Here is a 15,637-nt window from a genome sequence, read left to right on the forward strand (position 1 = left end):
ACCGGGCCGCCGCTGGCTGTCGCCGGCCCGGTTCAGCTGGCCGTGGCCATTTGCTTCATTGGCCGACCGGCGACATAGGTCTCGGCGATTGCCCGATCGTCGCCGAGGATCTGCAACAGGAACAGCTCTTCCGACAACGTCTCGATCCGCTCGGCGCGCAGTGCCATGTCGGGCGTGGCGCGAGAATCGAGCACCACGAGGTCCGCATCCCCACCTGGCCGGATGGAGCCGATCCGGTCCTCCATCCCGAGTGCCACGGCGTTGCCGCGCGTTGCCCAGTGGAAAGCCGCGAGCGGCTGCAGCTTCTGGCTGCGAAGCTGCAGGACCTTGTAGCCCTCGTTCAGTGTCTGGAGCAGCGAGTAGCTGGTGCCGCCACCGACATCGGTCGCGATCCCGGAGACGATCCCGGCCGCACGCAGGCTGTCCGCGTCGAACAGGCCGGAGCCGAGAAACAGGTTCGAAGTCGGGCAGAAGATCGCCCGCGTCCCGGTCTCGGCCATGCGCGCGATCTCGCGCTCGCGAAGATGGATGCAGTGCCCCATGAGCGACCGCCGGCCGAGCAGGCCGTACTGCTCGTAGACATCGAGATAGTCGCGCGCCTCAGGATAGAGCTGGAGCGTGTAGTCGATCTCGGCGAGGTTCTCGCTGAGATGGCTCTGGATGTGCATCGCCGGGTATTCGCGGGCCAGGGCGCCGGCGGCGGCCATCTGCTCCGGCGTTGAGGTGATGGCAAAGCGCGGGCTGATGGCGAAGCGCAGCCGGCCATTGCCATGCCAGCGGGCGATCAGCGCCTTGGAATCGTCATAGCCCGACTGCGCGGTGTCCCGCACGCCCTCGGGCGCGTTGCGGTCCATCATCACCTTTCCGGCGATGAGGGCCATGCCGCGGGCATCCGCCGCCTCGAACAACGCCTCCGTGCTGCCCCGGTGGACCGAGGAGAACGCGCAGGCCGTCGTCGTGCCATGCGCGACGAGTTGGTCGAGAAAGGCGCACGCCATGCGGGTCGCGTGGTCGTTGTCCGCATAGCGCGCTTCCTCGGGGAAGGTGTAGCGGTTCAGCCAGTCGAGCAGCTGCGCGCCCCAACTGGCGATCACCTGCACCTGCGGGAAATGGATGTGCGGGTCGATGAAGCCCGGCAGGATGAGATGCGGCCGGTGGTCGATCTCGCGTGCGCCGTCGGCAAGCCCCTGCCGACGCAGCTCGTCATGGTCGCCGACGGCCTCGATGACGCCGTCGGCGATCAGGATCGCGCCGTTCTCGATATAGAGATGGTTGTCGTCCGTCTCCGCCGGATCGGCATGGAAGGTGAGGATGCGGCCGCGCAGCAGGGTCCTGGTCATGTCTCGCTCAAGGTTCAATCGGAAAGGCAGATGGTGGCGCTGACCTCGGCCGGCGCTGCCGGGCACGCATCGGCGCCCGCTCCGTGCGTCAACAGGGCCGACAGGATCTCGGCGCAGGCAAAGGCGGCGATCACGTCCGGCCGCTTGTCGCGGGGAAACCCGGCGCCCACAGGGCAGACGAGAGGCCGGGTGTCGACGCCCTCCAGCGCGGCGTAGCGCTGGAAGGTCGCGCGCTTGGTGCGGCTGCCGATCATGCCGACATAGGCCGCGTCCCGACGCCTCAGGACTTCGACCGCGATCAGGAAGTCGAGCGCGTGGTCATGGGTCAGGATGACATAGGCGGCACCGGGCGGGGCGCGTCGGACCTCCGCCTCCGGCAAGGCCGCCAGGGTGGCGGGAATGCCGGGCTCGGCAAGCGCAAGCTCGGCGGCCCTCTGGTCGATGAGCCGCGGCGACAGCGGGAGCCGATGCAGCGCGGACGCCAGCGCCCGCCCGACATGACCGGCGCCGAAGATCAGCACTGGAGAGCCGGGAGGCGGCGGGGTAGGCGCCGCCCGGTCGAGGCCGAGCTGGACGCGGCCGCCGCAGCACTGGCCGATGGCGGGGCCGAGGGGAACATCCATCTGCGCGCTCGCCTCGCCGCGCGCCAGCATCTGCCGGGCGCGATCGATCGCCATATATTCGAGATGGCCGCCGCCGATGGTCCCGCTCACCGTGTCGGGGCCGACGAGCATCTCGGCACCTTCCTCGCGCGGGGTCGAGCCGCGCGTCCGCACGACGCGCACCCGGATCATGATGCGCTCCCCCGCTTCAGCCGCTCGACCGCCATGAGTACCCGCTCGGGGGTCGCCGGCGCATCGAGGCGCGGGGCCTCGCGATAGTCCGCCACCGAGGCGGCCGCCATGCCGAGCGCCTCGAACACCGCAATGCCGAGCATGAAGGGCGGCTCGCCCACCGCCTTGGAGCGCTTGATGGTCCGCTCGCGGTTCACCGACCATTCGGCGAGCGCGACATTGAAGATTTTCGGCCGGTCGGAGGCGAGCGGGATCTTGTAGGTCGAGGGTGCATGCGTGCGCAGCCGGCCCGCCTCGTCCCACCAGAGTTCCTCGCTGGTCAGCCAGCCCGCGCCCTGCACGAAGGCCCCTTCGACCTGCCCCTTGTCGATGGCGGGGTTCAGCGAACGGCCGACATCGTGCAGCACGTCGACCCGTTCCACCGTGTATTCGCCGGTGAGGGTATCGACCGCGACCTCGGCGCAGGCCGCGCCATAGGCGAAATAATAGAAGGGACGTCCGCGCCCCTCCGCCCGGTTCCAGTGGATCTTCGGCGTCGCGTAGAAGCCGGCGGCGGAGAGCTGCACACGCGCGAAATAGGCTTCGCGCACCACCTGCTCGAAGGAGATGGCTTCGCCGCGCACGAGCACCTGGTTGCGGGCGAAGATGATTTCATCCGCGGTCGCGTCGCGGCTCTCGCACAGGAATCGGACGAGCCGGGCCGTGATCTGCGCGCAGGCATCGAGCGCGGCCATGCCGTTGAGGTCGGTGCCGGAAGACGCGGCGGTCGCCGAGGTGTTCGGTACCTTCTCGGTCGTGGTCTTGGTGATCTTGATGCGATCGAGATCGATCTGGAACGCCTCGGCCACCACCTGCGCGACCTTGGTGTGCAGGCCCTGGCCCATCTCGCAGCCGCCGTGGTTGAGATGGACCGAGCCGTCCGAATAGACGTGAACCAGCGCGCCGGCCTGATTGTAATGCGTGGCGGTGAAGCTGATGCCGAACTTCACCGGGGTCAGCGCGATGCCGCGCCGAATGACGCCGCCTTTTGCATTGAAGTCGAGCACGGCCTGCCGGCGGCGGGCATAGTCGGCGCTCGCCTCCAGCTCTTCGAACAGGCGCGGCAGGATCTGGTCCTCGACCGGCTGGTGATAGGGCGTGAGCTGGCCGTTGCGGTAGAGATTCGCCTTACGCACCGCGAGCGTGTCCTGCCCTGTCGCGTAGGCGATCTCCTCGATGATGCGCTCGGCCACGATCACGCCCTGGGGGCCGCCGAAGCCGCGAAAGGCGGTGTTGCTGACCGTATGGGTGCGCCAGGGATGCGAACGCAGCTCCACATCGGGGTAGAAATAGGCGTTGTCGGCGTGGAACAGGGCCCGGTCGGTCACCGGTCCCGAGAGGTCGGCGGAGAAGCCGCAGCGGGCATGCCAGTCGCCGGTCACCGCCAGGATCCGCCCGGCCGCGTCGAAGCCGACCTCGTAGTCGACCACGAAATCGTGCCGCTTGCCGGTGGCGACCATGTCCTCGTCGCGGTCGGGCCGCAGCTTGACGGCGCAGCCCAGCCTGCGCGCCGCGATGGCGGCGATGCAGGCGAAGAGGTTCATCTGGGTTTCCTTGCCGCCGAACCCTCCGCCCATGCGGCGCACATTCACCACCACCGCATTGGCGTGGGTGCCGAGCGCATGGGCGACCATGTGCTGAACCTCGCTCGGGTGCTGGGTCGAGACGAACAGCGTCATCTCGTCGTCCTCGCCGGGAATGGCGAGGGCGATCTGGCCTTCGAGATAGAAATGGTCCTGCCCGCCGATCGAGAACTGCCCGGCGGCGCGGCGAGGCGATGCTGCCATCGCGGCCTCGGGCGTGCCGCGGCGCAGCTTCAGGGGCTCGGTCACGTAGTCCATCCCGGCGGCACGCGCAGCGAGCGGATCGAGATGGTGCGGCAGCGCCTCATAGTCGATCTCGGCGAGCGCCGCCGCCTTGCGGGCCTGCAGCCGGGTGCGGGCGATGACGGCGAAGATCGGCTGGCCATGGAACAGCACCTCGCCTTCGGCGAGGATCGGGTCGTCATGCTTGCCGGTAGGGCTGACGTCGTTATGGCCATGCAGGTCGGCGGCGGTCAGCACCATGACGACGCCGGGCGCCGCGCGGACCTTGTCGAGGTCCATCCGGCGGATGAGGCCATGCGCGATCTTCGACAGGCCGAGCGCCGCATGCAGCGTGCCCGCCGGCTCGGCGATATCGTCGGTATAGTCCGCTCGGCCGCTGACATGCTTGATCGCGGAATCATGGGCCACGCTTTGGTGTGCGCTGCCCCAAGCCGTCTCGCGCGCGATGGTGTCGTGCTTCATCCCGGGCCTCCTTGCCTCAGGCGCTGAGGGCGCGGTCAATGCGGACCGGTTCGACCGTCTGCGACTGCTCGAGCCAGAACCGGCGGAACAGGTTGCCCGCCACGATGCGGCGGTAGTCGGAACTGCCGCGCCAGTCGGTCAACGGCGCGAAATCGTCCTGCACCGCGGCCGTGGCGTCTTCGAAGCTTTCCCTCGCAAAGGGCCGGCCGATCAGCGCGGCTTCGGCGGCGGGAGCGCGCCGCGGCGTTCCCGCCATGCCGCCAAAGGCAATCCGCGCGTCCACGATACGGCCTTCACTCTCGCGAACCGCAAAGCCGGCCGATACCGCCGAGATGTCGGCATGGGCGCGCTTCGAGACCTTGTAGGCAGCGACCCGCGCGCCTTCGCGGTGCGGGATCAGGATGGTCTCGACGAATTCGCCTGGCTGCCGATCCTGCTTGCCATAGGCGATGAAGAAGTCCTCCAGCGGGAGCGTACGTCGCTCCGCCCCCTTGCGCAGCACGATTTGTGCACGCAGCGCGATCAGCAGGGGCGGCATCTCTCCGATTGGCGAGCCATTGGCGATGTTGCCGCCGATGGTGCCCGCGTTGCGCACCTGCCAGCCGCCGATGCGCAGCAGATAGGCTTCGGCCTCCGGCAAGTACTGGTGGGCCACCGGCAGGAACTCGGAATAGCTGACACCGGCACCGATGCGGATGCCATCCGCATCGACCGTGATCTCCTTCATCAGGTGCCCGATGAAGATGGCGGGGCTGATGCTGCGCAGATGCTTGTTGACCCAGAGCCCGACATCGGTGGCGCCGGCAACGATGATCGCCTGCGGATGAGCCTCCAGCGTCGCGGCGAGATCGTCGACATCACCCGGCACGATCGCGCGTTCCGTGCCCATGCTGACGTCCGCGCCCGTGCTGGCAAGCGCGCCTAGCCGCGCCGTGATCGCGGCGCGCTCGGTCTTCAGCCAGTCCTGTGCCTGCCCGCCGGCGCGCGCCGCAGCGAGCGCGGCGCGGACGATCGGCTCATAGCCGGTGCAGCGGCACAGATTGCCCTGCAGGGCCGTCTCGATGTCGAGGACATCCGGCTCGGGATTGCCCATCCACAATCCATAGAGCGCCATGACGAAGCCCGGCGTGCAGAAGCCGCACTGGCTGCCGTGATGCTCGACCATGGCCTGCTGGACGGGATGCAGTTCGCCGTTCCGGCCTGCTAGATGTTCCACCGTGACCACATGGCAGGCGTGACAGGAGGCGATCAGGCGGATGCAGGCATTGATGGGCTCGTAGACCAGCACGCCGTTCAGCAGCCGGCCGATGAGGACGGTGCAGGCCCCGCAATCGCCTTCCGCGCACCCTTCCTTCGTGCCGGTGAGACGACGATCGAGGCGCAGGAAATCGAGCAGCGTGTCTCCCGGCCCGGCCGAAGCGAGGCGGACCTCGTCGCCGTTGAGCAGGAAGCGGATGTCCCCGGCCATTGCGTCTCTCCCGTTTCTCGGGATTAGAATGTGGAAAAGGGGGCGGCGTAACCCGCCTCGAAGCGGGAACAGTTTCAACGGTTTCGTTGAAAATCGAGGCGGCCGTGTCCTATCTGGAAAACTTGCGTGTGTTCGTGCGCGTGGTGGCGCGCGGTTCGATTTCGGCGGGCGGACGGGATCTGCGCCTCACTCCGGCCGCGGCATCCAACCGGATCAAGGATCTCGAGGCCCGCTTCGGCGTGCGGCTGCTCAACCGCACCACCCGAAAGCTGGCGCCAACCGAGATCGGGGCGGCACTTTACGACAATGCCTGCAAGGTGATCGCCGCGCTCGACGAGACCGAGGCGACCATTGCCTCCTATGCGGGGACACCGCAGGGCGTGCTGCGGGTCGTGGCTCCGCTCGGGGTCGGCCGCCGCTTGATCGCCCCCCTGGTGCTGCGATTCTGCGACGAGCACCCGGAGATCCAGATCCGGTTGCGCCTCTCCGATCGGGTGGTGAACATCGTGGAGGAGGGGGTGGATGCCGCCTTCTTCCTCGGGCAGCTGGAAGACTCGGCGCTGAACTGGCGGAAGATCGCCGATTGCAGCCGCGTGCTGGTGGCGTCGCCATCCTATGTCGCGCGGCACGGCACGCCGTCTTCGCCGGACGACCTCGTGGACCACAATTGCCTGCTGCTACGCTTCCCGCGCTCGCCGGAATATTTCTGGACACTGGAGACCCCCGACGGCCCGCGCAAGATGACCGTTTCCGGCCGCTTCGACGCCGATGACGGCGACGTGCTGACGCAATGGGCGCTCGACGGTGCCGGTATCGCCAACCGGCCTCACTACGAGGTGCGCGCGGATCTGGAAGCGGGGCGGTTGCTCGAGGTGCTGCCGCAGACGAGGCCGCTCGGCGCGCAGTTCGGCTGCCTCACCCCCCACCGCGAGTTCCAGGACCCCAAGGTGCGGCTTTTCATCGATTTCGCCGTGCGCTCGCTGAAGGGCGCCTTCTAAGAGCAATTCCAGCAAAAGTGCGTAGCGGTTTTGCGTCCGGAAGCGCGTAAAAACAAAGAGGTAAAGCATTGGAGGCGAACCCGTGTTCGCCGGAAAAGCTCTAAGAGTCATGGACGCAACGAAGCCCTGCCGCGAATTGGCAGGGCCTCGTCGTTCCGCGTATCCTTGTCGATCAACCTTCGGGATAGAGCACGAAGCGTATGACGAAGAGGGCGGCCACCAGCCAGGTCGCCGCATGGACCTCCCGCGCCCGTCCGGTCAGCAGCTTCAGCACGGCGTAGCTGACGAAACCGACGGCCAGACCGTTGGCGATGGAATAGGTGAACGGCATGGTGATCGCCGTCAGCACCGCCGGCAGGGTTTCAGTCGCGTCGTCCCAATGCACCTCGGCGAGCTCGCGCAGCATGAGCGCGGCGACGTAGAGCAGCGCCGGCGCGGTCGCCTGCACGGGCACGGAGCCGGCGAGCGGTGCGAGGAAGGTCGCGAACAGGAACAGCACCGCGACGGTCAACGCAGTGAGGCCGGTACGCCCGCCCGCCTGCACGCCTGAGGCGCTTTCGATATAGGCGGTGGTGGAGGAGGTGCCGAGCACCGATCCGGCGACGATGGCGGTGGAATCGGCCATCAAGGCGCGGCTGAGGCCGTGATTGGTGTGGTTCGCACCCTGCGTCAACAGTCCGGCGCGCTTGGCGACACCGATCAGTGTGCCCGTGGCGTCGAACACCTCGACCAGCACCATCACCAGCACGACATGGAGCAGGCCGCTCTTGAGGGCGCCGAGTACGTCGAGCTGGAGGAAGGTCGGTGCGATGGACGGCGGCGCCGAGGCGATGCCGCCGAACTGGCTGAAACCCGTGAGAATCGCCGCCGCCGTGGTGGCGAGGATGCCGATGAGGATGGCGCCCGGCACCTTCAGCACATCGAGCGCGGCGATGACGAAAAATCCGCCAATGCTGAGCAGCGCGCCTGTCGAGGTGAGGTCGCCCAAGGTGACGAAGGTCGCCGGGCTCGCCACCACGAGGCCGGCGCCCTTCATCGCGATGATGGCGAGGAACAGTCCGACACCGGCCGCGATCGCGCTGCGCATCGAGGCGGGTATGCCGGCGATCAGCCAGCGGCGTACGCCGGTCAGCGAGAGCACGAGGAAGATAAGGCCGGAGATCAGCACCGCCCCGAGCGCCTGCTGCCAAGAATAGCCGAGCTTGCCGACCACCGTGAAGGCAAAGAAGGCATTCAGCCCCATGCCGGGAGCCATGGCGACGGGCCAGTTCGCCCACAGGGCCATGGTCGCCGAGCCGATGGCCGCGGCCAGGCAAGTTGCGACGAAGACGGCATGGGCGTCCATGCCTGTGGTCGACAGGATATTCGGATTGACGAAGATGATATAGGCCATCGTGAGGAACGTCGTGCACCCGGCAACGACTTCCGTCCGAACATTCGATTTCAGTTCGCCCAACCTGAACAGGCGCTCGAGCATCGTCTTCTCCCGTTGATTTTCTTATTGCGTCCGGCTTTCGCCCGATATTTGACGATAGACGCGAGAGGCGCGGTGGCATCTTCGCGATTTCCTGAGACTCTTTCCAGAATCGGTGAACAATCGAACCGGCGGAGTGCCGGCCTTGTGCGGACAGGCTTGCCGGAACACGGTGGACATCCCGATGTTGAAACCCCGCTGCCAGCCAAGCGCGAGAGGCTTGGCAGGGGATGGCCTCTCGATCGCGGGACACTGTGGACAGAAGGACCGTCATGTCGAAGAGCCGCATCGCGGCGGCCTTACGAACGAGAGGGCCGCGTTCGCGTCCTCAATGATCCGCTCACTGGCGAGACGAGAGCCATGCGGCCACCAAGCGTCGTTCCTCGGGCGTCATGCCGGTGGCGTTGAAGGGCGGCATGGCGTGGCTCATCACCGCCTGGACCCGAATTGCATCGGCCTCACGGGCGACCGCCTCCGGGGTATTCAGCCGCACGTTCTTGGGCGCGATGTGGATGCCGGGCCAGGACGGCTCGTCCGCGTGACACATGGAGCAGCGACCCGCGATCACGTTCGCCACCTCTGTCGGCGCGGGCATCGAAAGGGCCGCACCCTTTGTGGACTCGGCCGGAGGCAGGCCGAGTTGCTCGCGCCCGCCCGGAGACGCGGACATCGCGACCCAGAAGGCGGACCAGAGCGCCAGGATGGCGACGAGCCAGGCCCACCAGGGTTGGCCGCGGGCGTTGCCGTGACTGGCGTGCCGCATGTTGTAGAAGTGGCGGATCACGGCGCCCGCAACGATCACCAATGTCACAACGAGCGGAATGACGGCCGAATTTGCGTACATTGACGGGTAGTGGTTCGACAGCATGAAGAACAGAACAGGCAGCGTGAAATAATTATTGTGCGTCGAGCGCTGCTTCGCCTGCTTGCCGTAGCTCGGGTCCGGTGTCCGGCCGGCGATCAGATCGGCCACGACCTTCTTCTGATTGGGGATGATGTTGAGAAACACGTTTCCGGTCATCATCGTGGCCATGAGGGCGCCGGTATGGATGAGCGCGCCCCGGCCCGAGAAGATCTGCGAGAAGGCCCAGCTCATCGCAACCACGAAGACGAAGACGAGAGCTGCCAGAAGGATGTCCTGCTTCCCGACCAGCCAGCGGCACAGAGCGTCATAGACCAGCCAGCCGAGCGCCAACCCGCCGACGCCGAACATGACGGCCTGCCAGGGCGCGAGCGCACGCACCGCCGGATCGATCAGATAGAGATCCGACTGCCCGTAATAGACCCAGACCAGAAGAAAGAATCCGGAGATCCAGGTCCAGTACGATTGCCATTTGTGCCAGGTCAATTCTTCCGGCATCTGGGCAGGTGCGACGAGAAATTTCCTCATCTCGTAGAAGCCACCGCCATGCACCTGCCAGGCGGCACCGCCGGCGGCGATCTCCGGTACGCGGCGAAGGCTGGCATCGAGATGCATGAAGAAGAACGAAGACCCGATCCACGCGATCGCGGTGATGACGTGCAGCCAGCGCAGCAGCAGGCTGCCCCATTCCATGAGATAGGCGCCCAACATGGCCTGTTTCCTCTGATTGGTGTGATGGCTATCGTAACGGGCCGATTGGGGGCGGTCGTCCGCCAGGGCTTGCGAAGGACCCTCCGACAGGATCGTAAGATGAAGAGCCCGATTCCCTCTCTCGAGAACCTGCATATCTTCGTCAGGGCAGCGGAATTGGGCAGCTTCTCAGCCGCGGGCCGGGCGCTGCGCATGTCGGCGCAGGTCGTGAGCTACCGTATGCAGATGCTGGAAGCGGAGATGGGCGCGCCGCTGTTCGCGCGGACGACCCGGCGCATGAGCCTCACCGATCGAGGGCGGGTGTTCTACGAGCATTGCCTCAAGATCGTCGAGGCGGTCGAGTGTGCCCGAATGAGCATGGCGCAAGCCGGGGACGAACTGCGCGGTCCGTTGCGGGTCACGGCACCGCTCGGTCTGGGCCGGCGCGTGGTCGGGCCGCTCGCCGCAGTTTTCCGGCGCGCTCATCCGGGCCTGGAGATACAATTGCGGCTGTCGGAGCACATGCTCGACCTGGTGCACGATTCGATCGACGTGGCCTTGCGCCTGGCGGATCTGAAGGATTCGGGCCTTACCGTCCGCAAGATCGCGGATATCGATCGCGTGCTCTGCGCCGCCCCTTCCTATCTCGCCGCATATGGGACGCCGAAGCATCCGGGCGATCTCCTCTCGCATCGCTGCCTGCTGCTGCGCTATCCGGGGGCCCAGCAGTTTCGCTGGACCCTTCAGGTTCAGGGCAAGCCGGTCACTCTTCGGGTCTCGGGGCCGCTCGACGCCGATGACGGCGACGTCCTCACTGATTGGGGGCTTGCCGGCGAGGGGATCATTCTAAAGCCGAAATTCGAGGTCGCGGCGGCGCTGGCTGACGGCCGCCTTGTCGAGGTTCTCTCGCAGAACGCGCCGCCACCCGTCACGCTCGGAGCCTTGTATCCGACCCGCCGTGCCTCGCCCGGAGTGCGGGCCTTCGTGGACGCCATGGTGCTCGACGTGCGGGCCCATGTCGCCCGGGCGCTCGCAGCGGCGGAAACTAAACAGGCTGGCAACTAGAGGCTGTTAGTGGCCATGGGAGGGATTTGACGCTGGCGATTTTGTGCGAATGCAAGGAGTTCGAGGACGCAAGCCTTCCGGCTTGCTACGAAGAACGACACGGCAGTTGCGCAAAAGCGCCGCGCCCTGTGGGTGAGGTGAAAACCGCAGATCTGCAGCGTCGCACCGCTTGCCGATACGGACGTATCGGCGGCGCGATGCTCCTCCCATCTCTGCGGTTTTGACCTCATCAAATCCCTCCCATGGTCACTAACAGCCTCTAGGCCCGTCGCGCCCCGAGCCGTCGACGCGTGGTTCGCTCGCGATCGCTTTCCGCGTGGGGGTGAACCCTTCAGCACGGAACCCGCGGGCATGATGAGCCCGTCTGCGCCTCATCCGAAGAGGCGTCCGTTACTGACATCGCGTGTAACGCAGCGTCTTTGAAAAGAGTTTCGCGCCGGCCGGGAAAATGGCGGCATGGCGCATGGATGCGGCGTCCGCGATGATTGTTTTCAGATTTGAGCCGACCTCAGCGAGTGAGATGTTCCATGCCCCGGCTTTCGACGCATGTCCTCGACATCTGGTCCGGGCGTCCGGCCCCTGGTGTCCCGATCATCCTGCACAGGATGGAATCGGACGGGTCGCGCATCCGCGTCGCCGAGGCGATCACCAATGCGGACGGCCGCACGGACGCGCCGCTTCTCGCCGGCGAGGCCTTCCGGGTCGGGCGTTACGAGATCGAGTTCGGCATCGGGGCCTATTTTCGGACCCGCGGGGTCGGGCTCGACGATCCCGCCTTCCTCGACGTCGTGCCGATCCGCTTCGGCATCGCAGATCCGGAGGGGCACTACCATGTTCCGCTCGTCGCCTCGCCCTGGAGCTACTCCACCTATCGCGGGAGCTGACCAGCGCTTTCTCTCCATGGAGCCTATCTCCGCGATCTCCTCGGCTACGGCCGAGAGCGCCCGCTGCGGACTGGCGGGGCCAGGCGCGGGCCGCCGTTCAGCTTGTGATCGATCACGAGGAAGGCGGCGAGAATTGCATTCTGCACGACGATGCCGCCTGGGAGGCGTTCCTGCCGGAGATCGGCGGCGTGCAGCTCTGAGCGGGCCTGCGCCAGCTCAACATGGAATCGACCTACGAATATTGGCGCGCGCCGGCTTCTGGCGCCCGCACCGAATGTTCACGGAGCGGAACCCGCCCGTCACAGTGCTCGGAGTCGCGAGCGCCATGGCGAGAAACTCCGAGGCACTCGGTGCCATGACGGAGGCCGGCTGGAGATCGCCAGCCATGGTCTTAAATGGATCGAATAACCGGGATTCTAGCTGAGACTTCAACTTGCAAGGCAGCGACCGCGGTGAGGCCGCGCGAACGCTTGCAGGGTTCTGAGACTGCAGCCGCGATGTAACCGGGCCTTCTGTGGCGTGGTCATGAGCGTCGCCTTCAGTCTCGTGCCGTACGCCGCCGCTTTCTTGGAACTATATCCTTTGTTGTTGCAATATATAAATCAATTTATTGCAAAATGTTCTATTATTTTACATTTAACCATATGATTCTAGAGTGTGTATGGTGCCATTTTGTAATAGAAATGAGTCGAGATGGCCCCCGAAAGCCATCTTGGAGGCCATCTCGCTAGTGGTGTTGATCAAGAGCGTCGACCGCCCCTAGTCGACGGGGAACTGCGGGCGCTTAGTTGACGGCGCCAAGCTGCTGTGGGGCGGGGCCTTGGCGTCGAACTCCGTCCAGCCTTCCGCGCGATAACTGGCGAGCCGGGCGTCGCGGTCGATCGGCGTAGCATCATCCATGATGGCTTCGACCGTTACAGTGTGCTCGTCGGGAGCTTTCACCGAAACCACCGTGCCGCCGCGACGGACTGTCTCGGCGTGGTAGTTCGCGTCGTCCTCGGTGAGACCCGCACTGGTGAACGAGCCGACCAGTCCGCCAGCTGCCGCGCCCGCGACCGCGCCAGCGGCCGTAGCTGCAAGCCAGCCTGCGGCGACGACCGGGCCGACTCCGGGGATGGCGAGCATGCCGAGACCTGCCAGCAGGCCAGCCGCGCCGCCGACGCCAGCTCCGATGCCAGCACCTTCGGCAGCGTTGTTGTCATTGGTGCTGTCGTCCTTGCCGACGACGCTGATGTCGGAATCCGATATTCCAGCCGCTTCGAGGTTTTCGACCACGACAGCGGCGGTTTCGTAATTTTCATAGGATCGGGTGATCGTGCTGGTCATCTGATTTTCCACATATCTGGAGGGGGCAGCAGCGTTCAGTTGCGAACGACGTTGCCGCGATAGTCGACGGAGACATTGACCTTGGCGCCGGCATTCATCGCCGAGCCCTTCCAGACGCCGTTGTCGTCCTTCTTCAACCCGCTCACCTCGGTGTACCCGTTTGCTTCGAGGCGGCTCTTGGCTTGTCCTTCGGTGAAGCTGTTGGCGCCGGTCAGCGGAGCGTTGGCGTCAACCGGCGAAGTCGGGGTCGGAGCAGTCGTCGGCGTCTGGGCCATGCCGGCGAACGGCACCATCGCCGCGACGAGCGCGACCGTGAGCAGCTTTTTCATATGCGGGGATCCTGGAGCGGGTAAGTCCGCTCATAAGAACCCAACGGATGGCCGCTCACGAAGTTCCGGATTCTCCAGAATAGGTTGCGCAGGCAGTGTCGGGTTTACCCGCGGCTAGCGCATGAGCCCCGCCGCCCGCAGCGCATCCTCGATCACCTTGCCGACGCCGGAGGCCGATCCTCGTATCCGCGAGGGGGCGGTAGGTGATTCTCGGCCGATGCGTTCCGGCGTGGCCTTGGGGGGCGCTTCGACGTGAGCCGACACGGCGAGCTCAGATCCCGCTTCGGTCAACTGCCAGAACCGCGCGATATGGCGGGTGGACGAGATTCCGGCGTCGAGCATGAACGCCCCTGGGGTGCCGATATCGTCGGCGCCGCTGAGCGGCGTGCCGTGCCCCATGCCGGCAATGCTGAAAGCCTCGATCTTCGCGATGCCAGTGTCGTCGCGCCAAATCCTCCGGGAATGAGGGCCGACGGCGCTCTTATCTGGCTCCACAGTCTTCAGCCCGTGCAGGCCACGCCACTGTGCGACGATGGCGTCCATGTTGCTGTGAGCGACCGTCCGGTCGGCACTGCCATGCCAGAGCGAGAGGGTCGGCCACACTCCCCGATGAGCGGAAGCTTTGCGGATACGCGCTTCGAGTTCGCGTTCGGAGGGCAATCCATGCCCGCGCATACGGTCGAATGCTTCCGGGATCGATGCCGCGCAGCCATAGGGAAGCCCGGCAATGATCGCGCCGCCGGCAAAGAGTTCGGGATAGGTAGCGAGCATGACCGAGGTCATGGCGCCTCCTGCCGAAAGCCCGGTGACAAAGACCCGCCCCCGATCGAGCCCGTGATGCTCGATCATCCTGCGAACCATCTGTGCGATCGAAAGCGCCTCGCCGGAGTCCCGCTTGATGTCTTCGGGCACGAACCAGTTGAAGCAGAGGTTCGGATTGTTGGCCCGCTGCTGCTCGGGGTAAAGCAGGGCGAAGCCATGTCGGTCCGCGAGCTGAGACCAGCCCGAGCCATTGTCATAGCCGGCGGCCGTCTGCGTACAGCCATGGAGCACGACGACGAGCGGCGCACCCGCCGGCAGCCGTTGCGGCACGTAGCAGTAGCCGTGAAGCGCGCCCGGATTGGCACCGAAATCGCCAAGCGGCGACAGTCGGGACGGCTGAGCCGCCGCGCCAGCCAACGGAAACTTGCCCTTGGCTGCTTTCAGACGGGCGATCGTATCGGAGAGGCTGCGCATCGCGGCTGTCCTTTGCGGGTCATGCCGAGATGGCGCTGACGAGAGCCCAACTGTCTCGCGTGGATTATGTTGCAATGCACCATGAAATGAGTTGCCCGAAAAGGCAGCCATCTAGCCCTCAGCAGCCAAGGACATCGGGACGTCAACCAAAAAGAGTCCACCCACGATCGGAGCCATAGCGCATGATGTCTCCACGTGAAGACAAACCCAGTTTCCTGCAGGCGCGGAAGCGATAGGTTTCGACCGATCTGATGCTCAGGCCAGTCTGGTGTGCGATGCTCTTGTTCGAATTGCTCGAGACGACGAGCCGGAGAACCTGCATTTCGCGCTCGCTCAGATCATCATCAGCGCCGCTTGGGCGACTCGGCACGCTTCCCATGGACAGTGAGACTGCCAAGCCCCCATCCAAGTACAGCCCGCCACCTCGAACAGCTGCTAGCGCTTGCAGCAGACGGTCGCTCGAAGCGCCATTCAGCAGATAGCCTGCGATGCCCAGGCGGAACGCCGCCCTGATTGATCTGGCATCGCAATCGTCGCACACGAGCAAGATCAGAATGAGCGGTGATATGCCCAAGATGCGCCCTAGGAACGCGAGGCTAGCCGGTGTCAGCGTACCGATGCAGATGATCGCTACTTCAGGGCTCTGCGAACGAGTGAATTCGACGGCGTCGAACATCGTCAATGGCACGCCGATGATGGTCGCGCCGGGAACTGCGCCGACAAGTGCGTTAAGGCCAGCAAGCATGATTGGCTGATCGCCGAAAAGCGCAATCCGCTGCGGAGATGGCGCCGGCATTATCGCGAGCCCTTCCATGGGGCAGCATTTCCGGGGATTCAGACGGGA

13 protein-coding genes and 1 pseudogene are annotated in these 15,637 nt (G+C 65.6%); 4 read left to right on the forward strand and 10 right to left on the reverse strand.

The annotated features are described in order from the left end of the window. Positions 1–32: 32 nt before the first annotated feature. Genes guaD through xdhA form a run of 4 tightly spaced genes read right to left on the reverse strand, consistent with a single transcriptional unit; the run spans position 33 to position 5,929 of the window. Entirely contained in the window at positions 33–1,340 is a 1,308-nt protein-coding gene (guaD, locus tag AC3WLC_RS04620) for a guanine deaminase (protein ID WP_493682761.1), read from the reverse strand. A gap of 14 nt (positions 1,341–1,354) precedes the next feature. Continuing rightward, positions 1,355–2,134, reverse strand: a complete 780-nt coding sequence (gene xdhC, locus AC3WLC_RS04625) for a xanthine dehydrogenase accessory protein XdhC (RefSeq protein ID WP_493682762.1) — start codon at positions 2,132–2,134, stop codon at positions 1,355–1,357. Continuing rightward, positions 2,131–4,461 carry a xanthine dehydrogenase molybdopterin binding subunit gene (gene xdhB / locus AC3WLC_RS04630; protein WP_493682763.1) on the reverse strand — a complete coding sequence of 777 codons (2,331 nt, stop codon included), beginning with the start codon at positions 4,459–4,461 and terminating at the stop codon, positions 2,131–2,133. Before xdhB ends, xdhC begins: the two co-directional genes overlap by 4 nt. A 16-nt stretch (positions 4,462–4,477) precedes the next feature. Further along, positions 4,478–5,929, reverse strand: a complete 1,452-nt coding sequence (gene xdhA / locus AC3WLC_RS04635; protein ID WP_493682764.1) for a xanthine dehydrogenase small subunit — start codon at positions 5,927–5,929, stop codon at positions 4,478–4,480. A gap of 104 nt (positions 5,930–6,033) precedes the next feature. Here xdhA and AC3WLC_RS04640 point away from each other — a divergent pair, with 104 nt between their 5' ends. Continuing rightward, positions 6,034–6,927 (forward strand): LysR family transcriptional regulator, encoded by an 894-nt coding sequence (locus AC3WLC_RS04640; protein WP_493682765.1) that lies wholly within the window; start codon positions 6,034–6,036, stop codon positions 6,925–6,927. 172 nt (positions 6,928–7,099) lie between these two features. Here AC3WLC_RS04640 and AC3WLC_RS04645 read toward each other — a convergent pair whose 3' ends face one another. Then, positions 7,100–8,404: an NCS2 family permease gene (locus tag AC3WLC_RS04645; protein WP_493682766.1), complete on the reverse strand. Its 1,305-nt coding sequence runs from the start codon at positions 8,402–8,404 to the stop codon at positions 7,100–7,102. Positions 8,405–8,741: 337 nt separating this feature from the next. Next, complete coding sequence (locus tag AC3WLC_RS04650; RefSeq protein WP_493683126.1) at positions 8,742–9,971, reverse strand: urate hydroxylase PuuD; 1,230 nt, start codon at positions 9,969–9,971, stop codon at positions 8,742–8,744. 102 nt (positions 9,972–10,073) lie between these two features. Between AC3WLC_RS04650 and AC3WLC_RS04655 the strand changes: the two genes are divergently transcribed. From AC3WLC_RS04655 to AC3WLC_RS04665, 3 genes and pseudogenes are all read left to right on the forward strand, one after another. Next, complete coding sequence (locus AC3WLC_RS04655; RefSeq protein WP_493682767.1) at positions 10,074–11,018, forward strand: LysR family transcriptional regulator; 945 nt, start codon at positions 10,074–10,076, stop codon at positions 11,016–11,018. A gap of 527 nt (positions 11,019–11,545) precedes the next feature. Continuing rightward, entirely contained in the window at positions 11,546–11,902 is a 357-nt protein-coding gene (gene uraH / locus AC3WLC_RS04660; protein ID WP_493682768.1) for a hydroxyisourate hydrolase, read from the forward strand. 24 nt (positions 11,903–11,926) lie between these two features. Beyond that, positions 11,927–12,307: pseudogene (locus AC3WLC_RS04665) on the forward strand (allantoinase PuuE); the annotation flags it as partial. 354 nt (positions 12,308–12,661) lie between these two features. Here the strand turns inward: AC3WLC_RS04665 and AC3WLC_RS04670 are convergent. The 4 genes from AC3WLC_RS04670 to AC3WLC_RS04685 all read right to left on the reverse strand — a co-directional run bounded on the left by AC3WLC_RS04670 (position 12,662) and on the right by AC3WLC_RS04685 (position 15,607). Further along, positions 12,662–13,228: a general stress protein gene (locus AC3WLC_RS04670; RefSeq protein WP_493682769.1), complete on the reverse strand. Its 567-nt coding sequence runs from the start codon at positions 13,226–13,228 to the stop codon at positions 12,662–12,664. A 35-nt stretch (positions 13,229–13,263) separates the two neighbouring features. After that, entirely contained in the window at positions 13,264–13,557 is a 294-nt protein-coding gene (locus tag AC3WLC_RS04675; protein WP_493682770.1) for a PepSY domain-containing protein, read from the reverse strand. A 114-nt stretch (positions 13,558–13,671) separates the two neighbouring features. Continuing rightward, positions 13,672–14,793: an extracellular catalytic domain type 1 short-chain-length polyhydroxyalkanoate depolymerase gene (locus AC3WLC_RS04680; RefSeq protein WP_493682771.1), complete on the reverse strand. Its 1,122-nt coding sequence runs from the start codon at positions 14,791–14,793 to the stop codon at positions 13,672–13,674. 142 nt (positions 14,794–14,935) lie between these two features. Next, entirely contained in the window at positions 14,936–15,607 is a 672-nt protein-coding gene (locus tag AC3WLC_RS04685) for a response regulator transcription factor (RefSeq protein WP_493682772.1), read from the reverse strand. Positions 15,608–15,637 lie beyond the last annotated feature (30 nt).

The sequence above is a fragment of the Allobosea sp. GW821-FHT03A12 genome (assembly GCF_058986765.1).

What these genes read in the sequence shown, in the direction of transcription:
- guaD (WP_493682761.1), bottom strand. Translation starts at nt 1,340, where the DNA reads ATGACCAGGACCCTGCTGCGCGGCCGCATCCTCACCTTCCATGCCGAT.
- xdhC (WP_493682762.1), bottom strand. Translation starts at nt 2,134, where the DNA reads ATGATCCGGGTGCGCGTCGTGCGGACGCGCGGCTCGACCCCGCGCGAG.
- xdhB (WP_493682763.1), bottom strand. Translation starts at nt 4,461, where the DNA reads ATGAAGCACGACACCATCGCGCGCGAGACGGCTTGGGGCAGCGCACAC.
- xdhA (WP_493682764.1), bottom strand. Translation starts at nt 5,929, where the DNA reads ATGGCCGGGGACATCCGCTTCCTGCTCAACGGCGACGAGGTCCGCCTC.
- AC3WLC_RS04645 (WP_493682766.1), bottom strand. Translation starts at nt 8,404, where the DNA reads ATGCTCGAGCGCCTGTTCAGGTTGGGCGAACTGAAATCGAATGTTCGG.
- AC3WLC_RS04655 (WP_493682767.1), top strand. Translation starts at nt 10,074, where the DNA reads ATGAAGAGCCCGATTCCCTCTCTCGAGAACCTGCATATCTTCGTCAGG.
- uraH (WP_493682768.1), top strand. Translation starts at nt 11,546, where the DNA reads ATGCCCCGGCTTTCGACGCATGTCCTCGACATCTGGTCCGGGCGTCCG.
- AC3WLC_RS04670 (WP_493682769.1), bottom strand. Translation starts at nt 13,228, where the DNA reads ATGACCAGCACGATCACCCGATCCTATGAAAATTACGAAACCGCCGCT.
- AC3WLC_RS04675 (WP_493682770.1), bottom strand. Translation starts at nt 13,557, where the DNA reads ATGAAAAAGCTGCTCACGGTCGCGCTCGTCGCGGCGATGGTGCCGTTC.
- AC3WLC_RS04680 (WP_493682771.1), bottom strand. Translation starts at nt 14,793, where the DNA reads ATGCGCAGCCTCTCCGATACGATCGCCCGTCTGAAAGCAGCCAAGGGC.
- AC3WLC_RS04685 (WP_493682772.1), bottom strand. Translation starts at nt 15,607, where the DNA reads ATGGAAGGGCTCGCGATAATGCCGGCGCCATCTCCGCAGCGGATTGCG.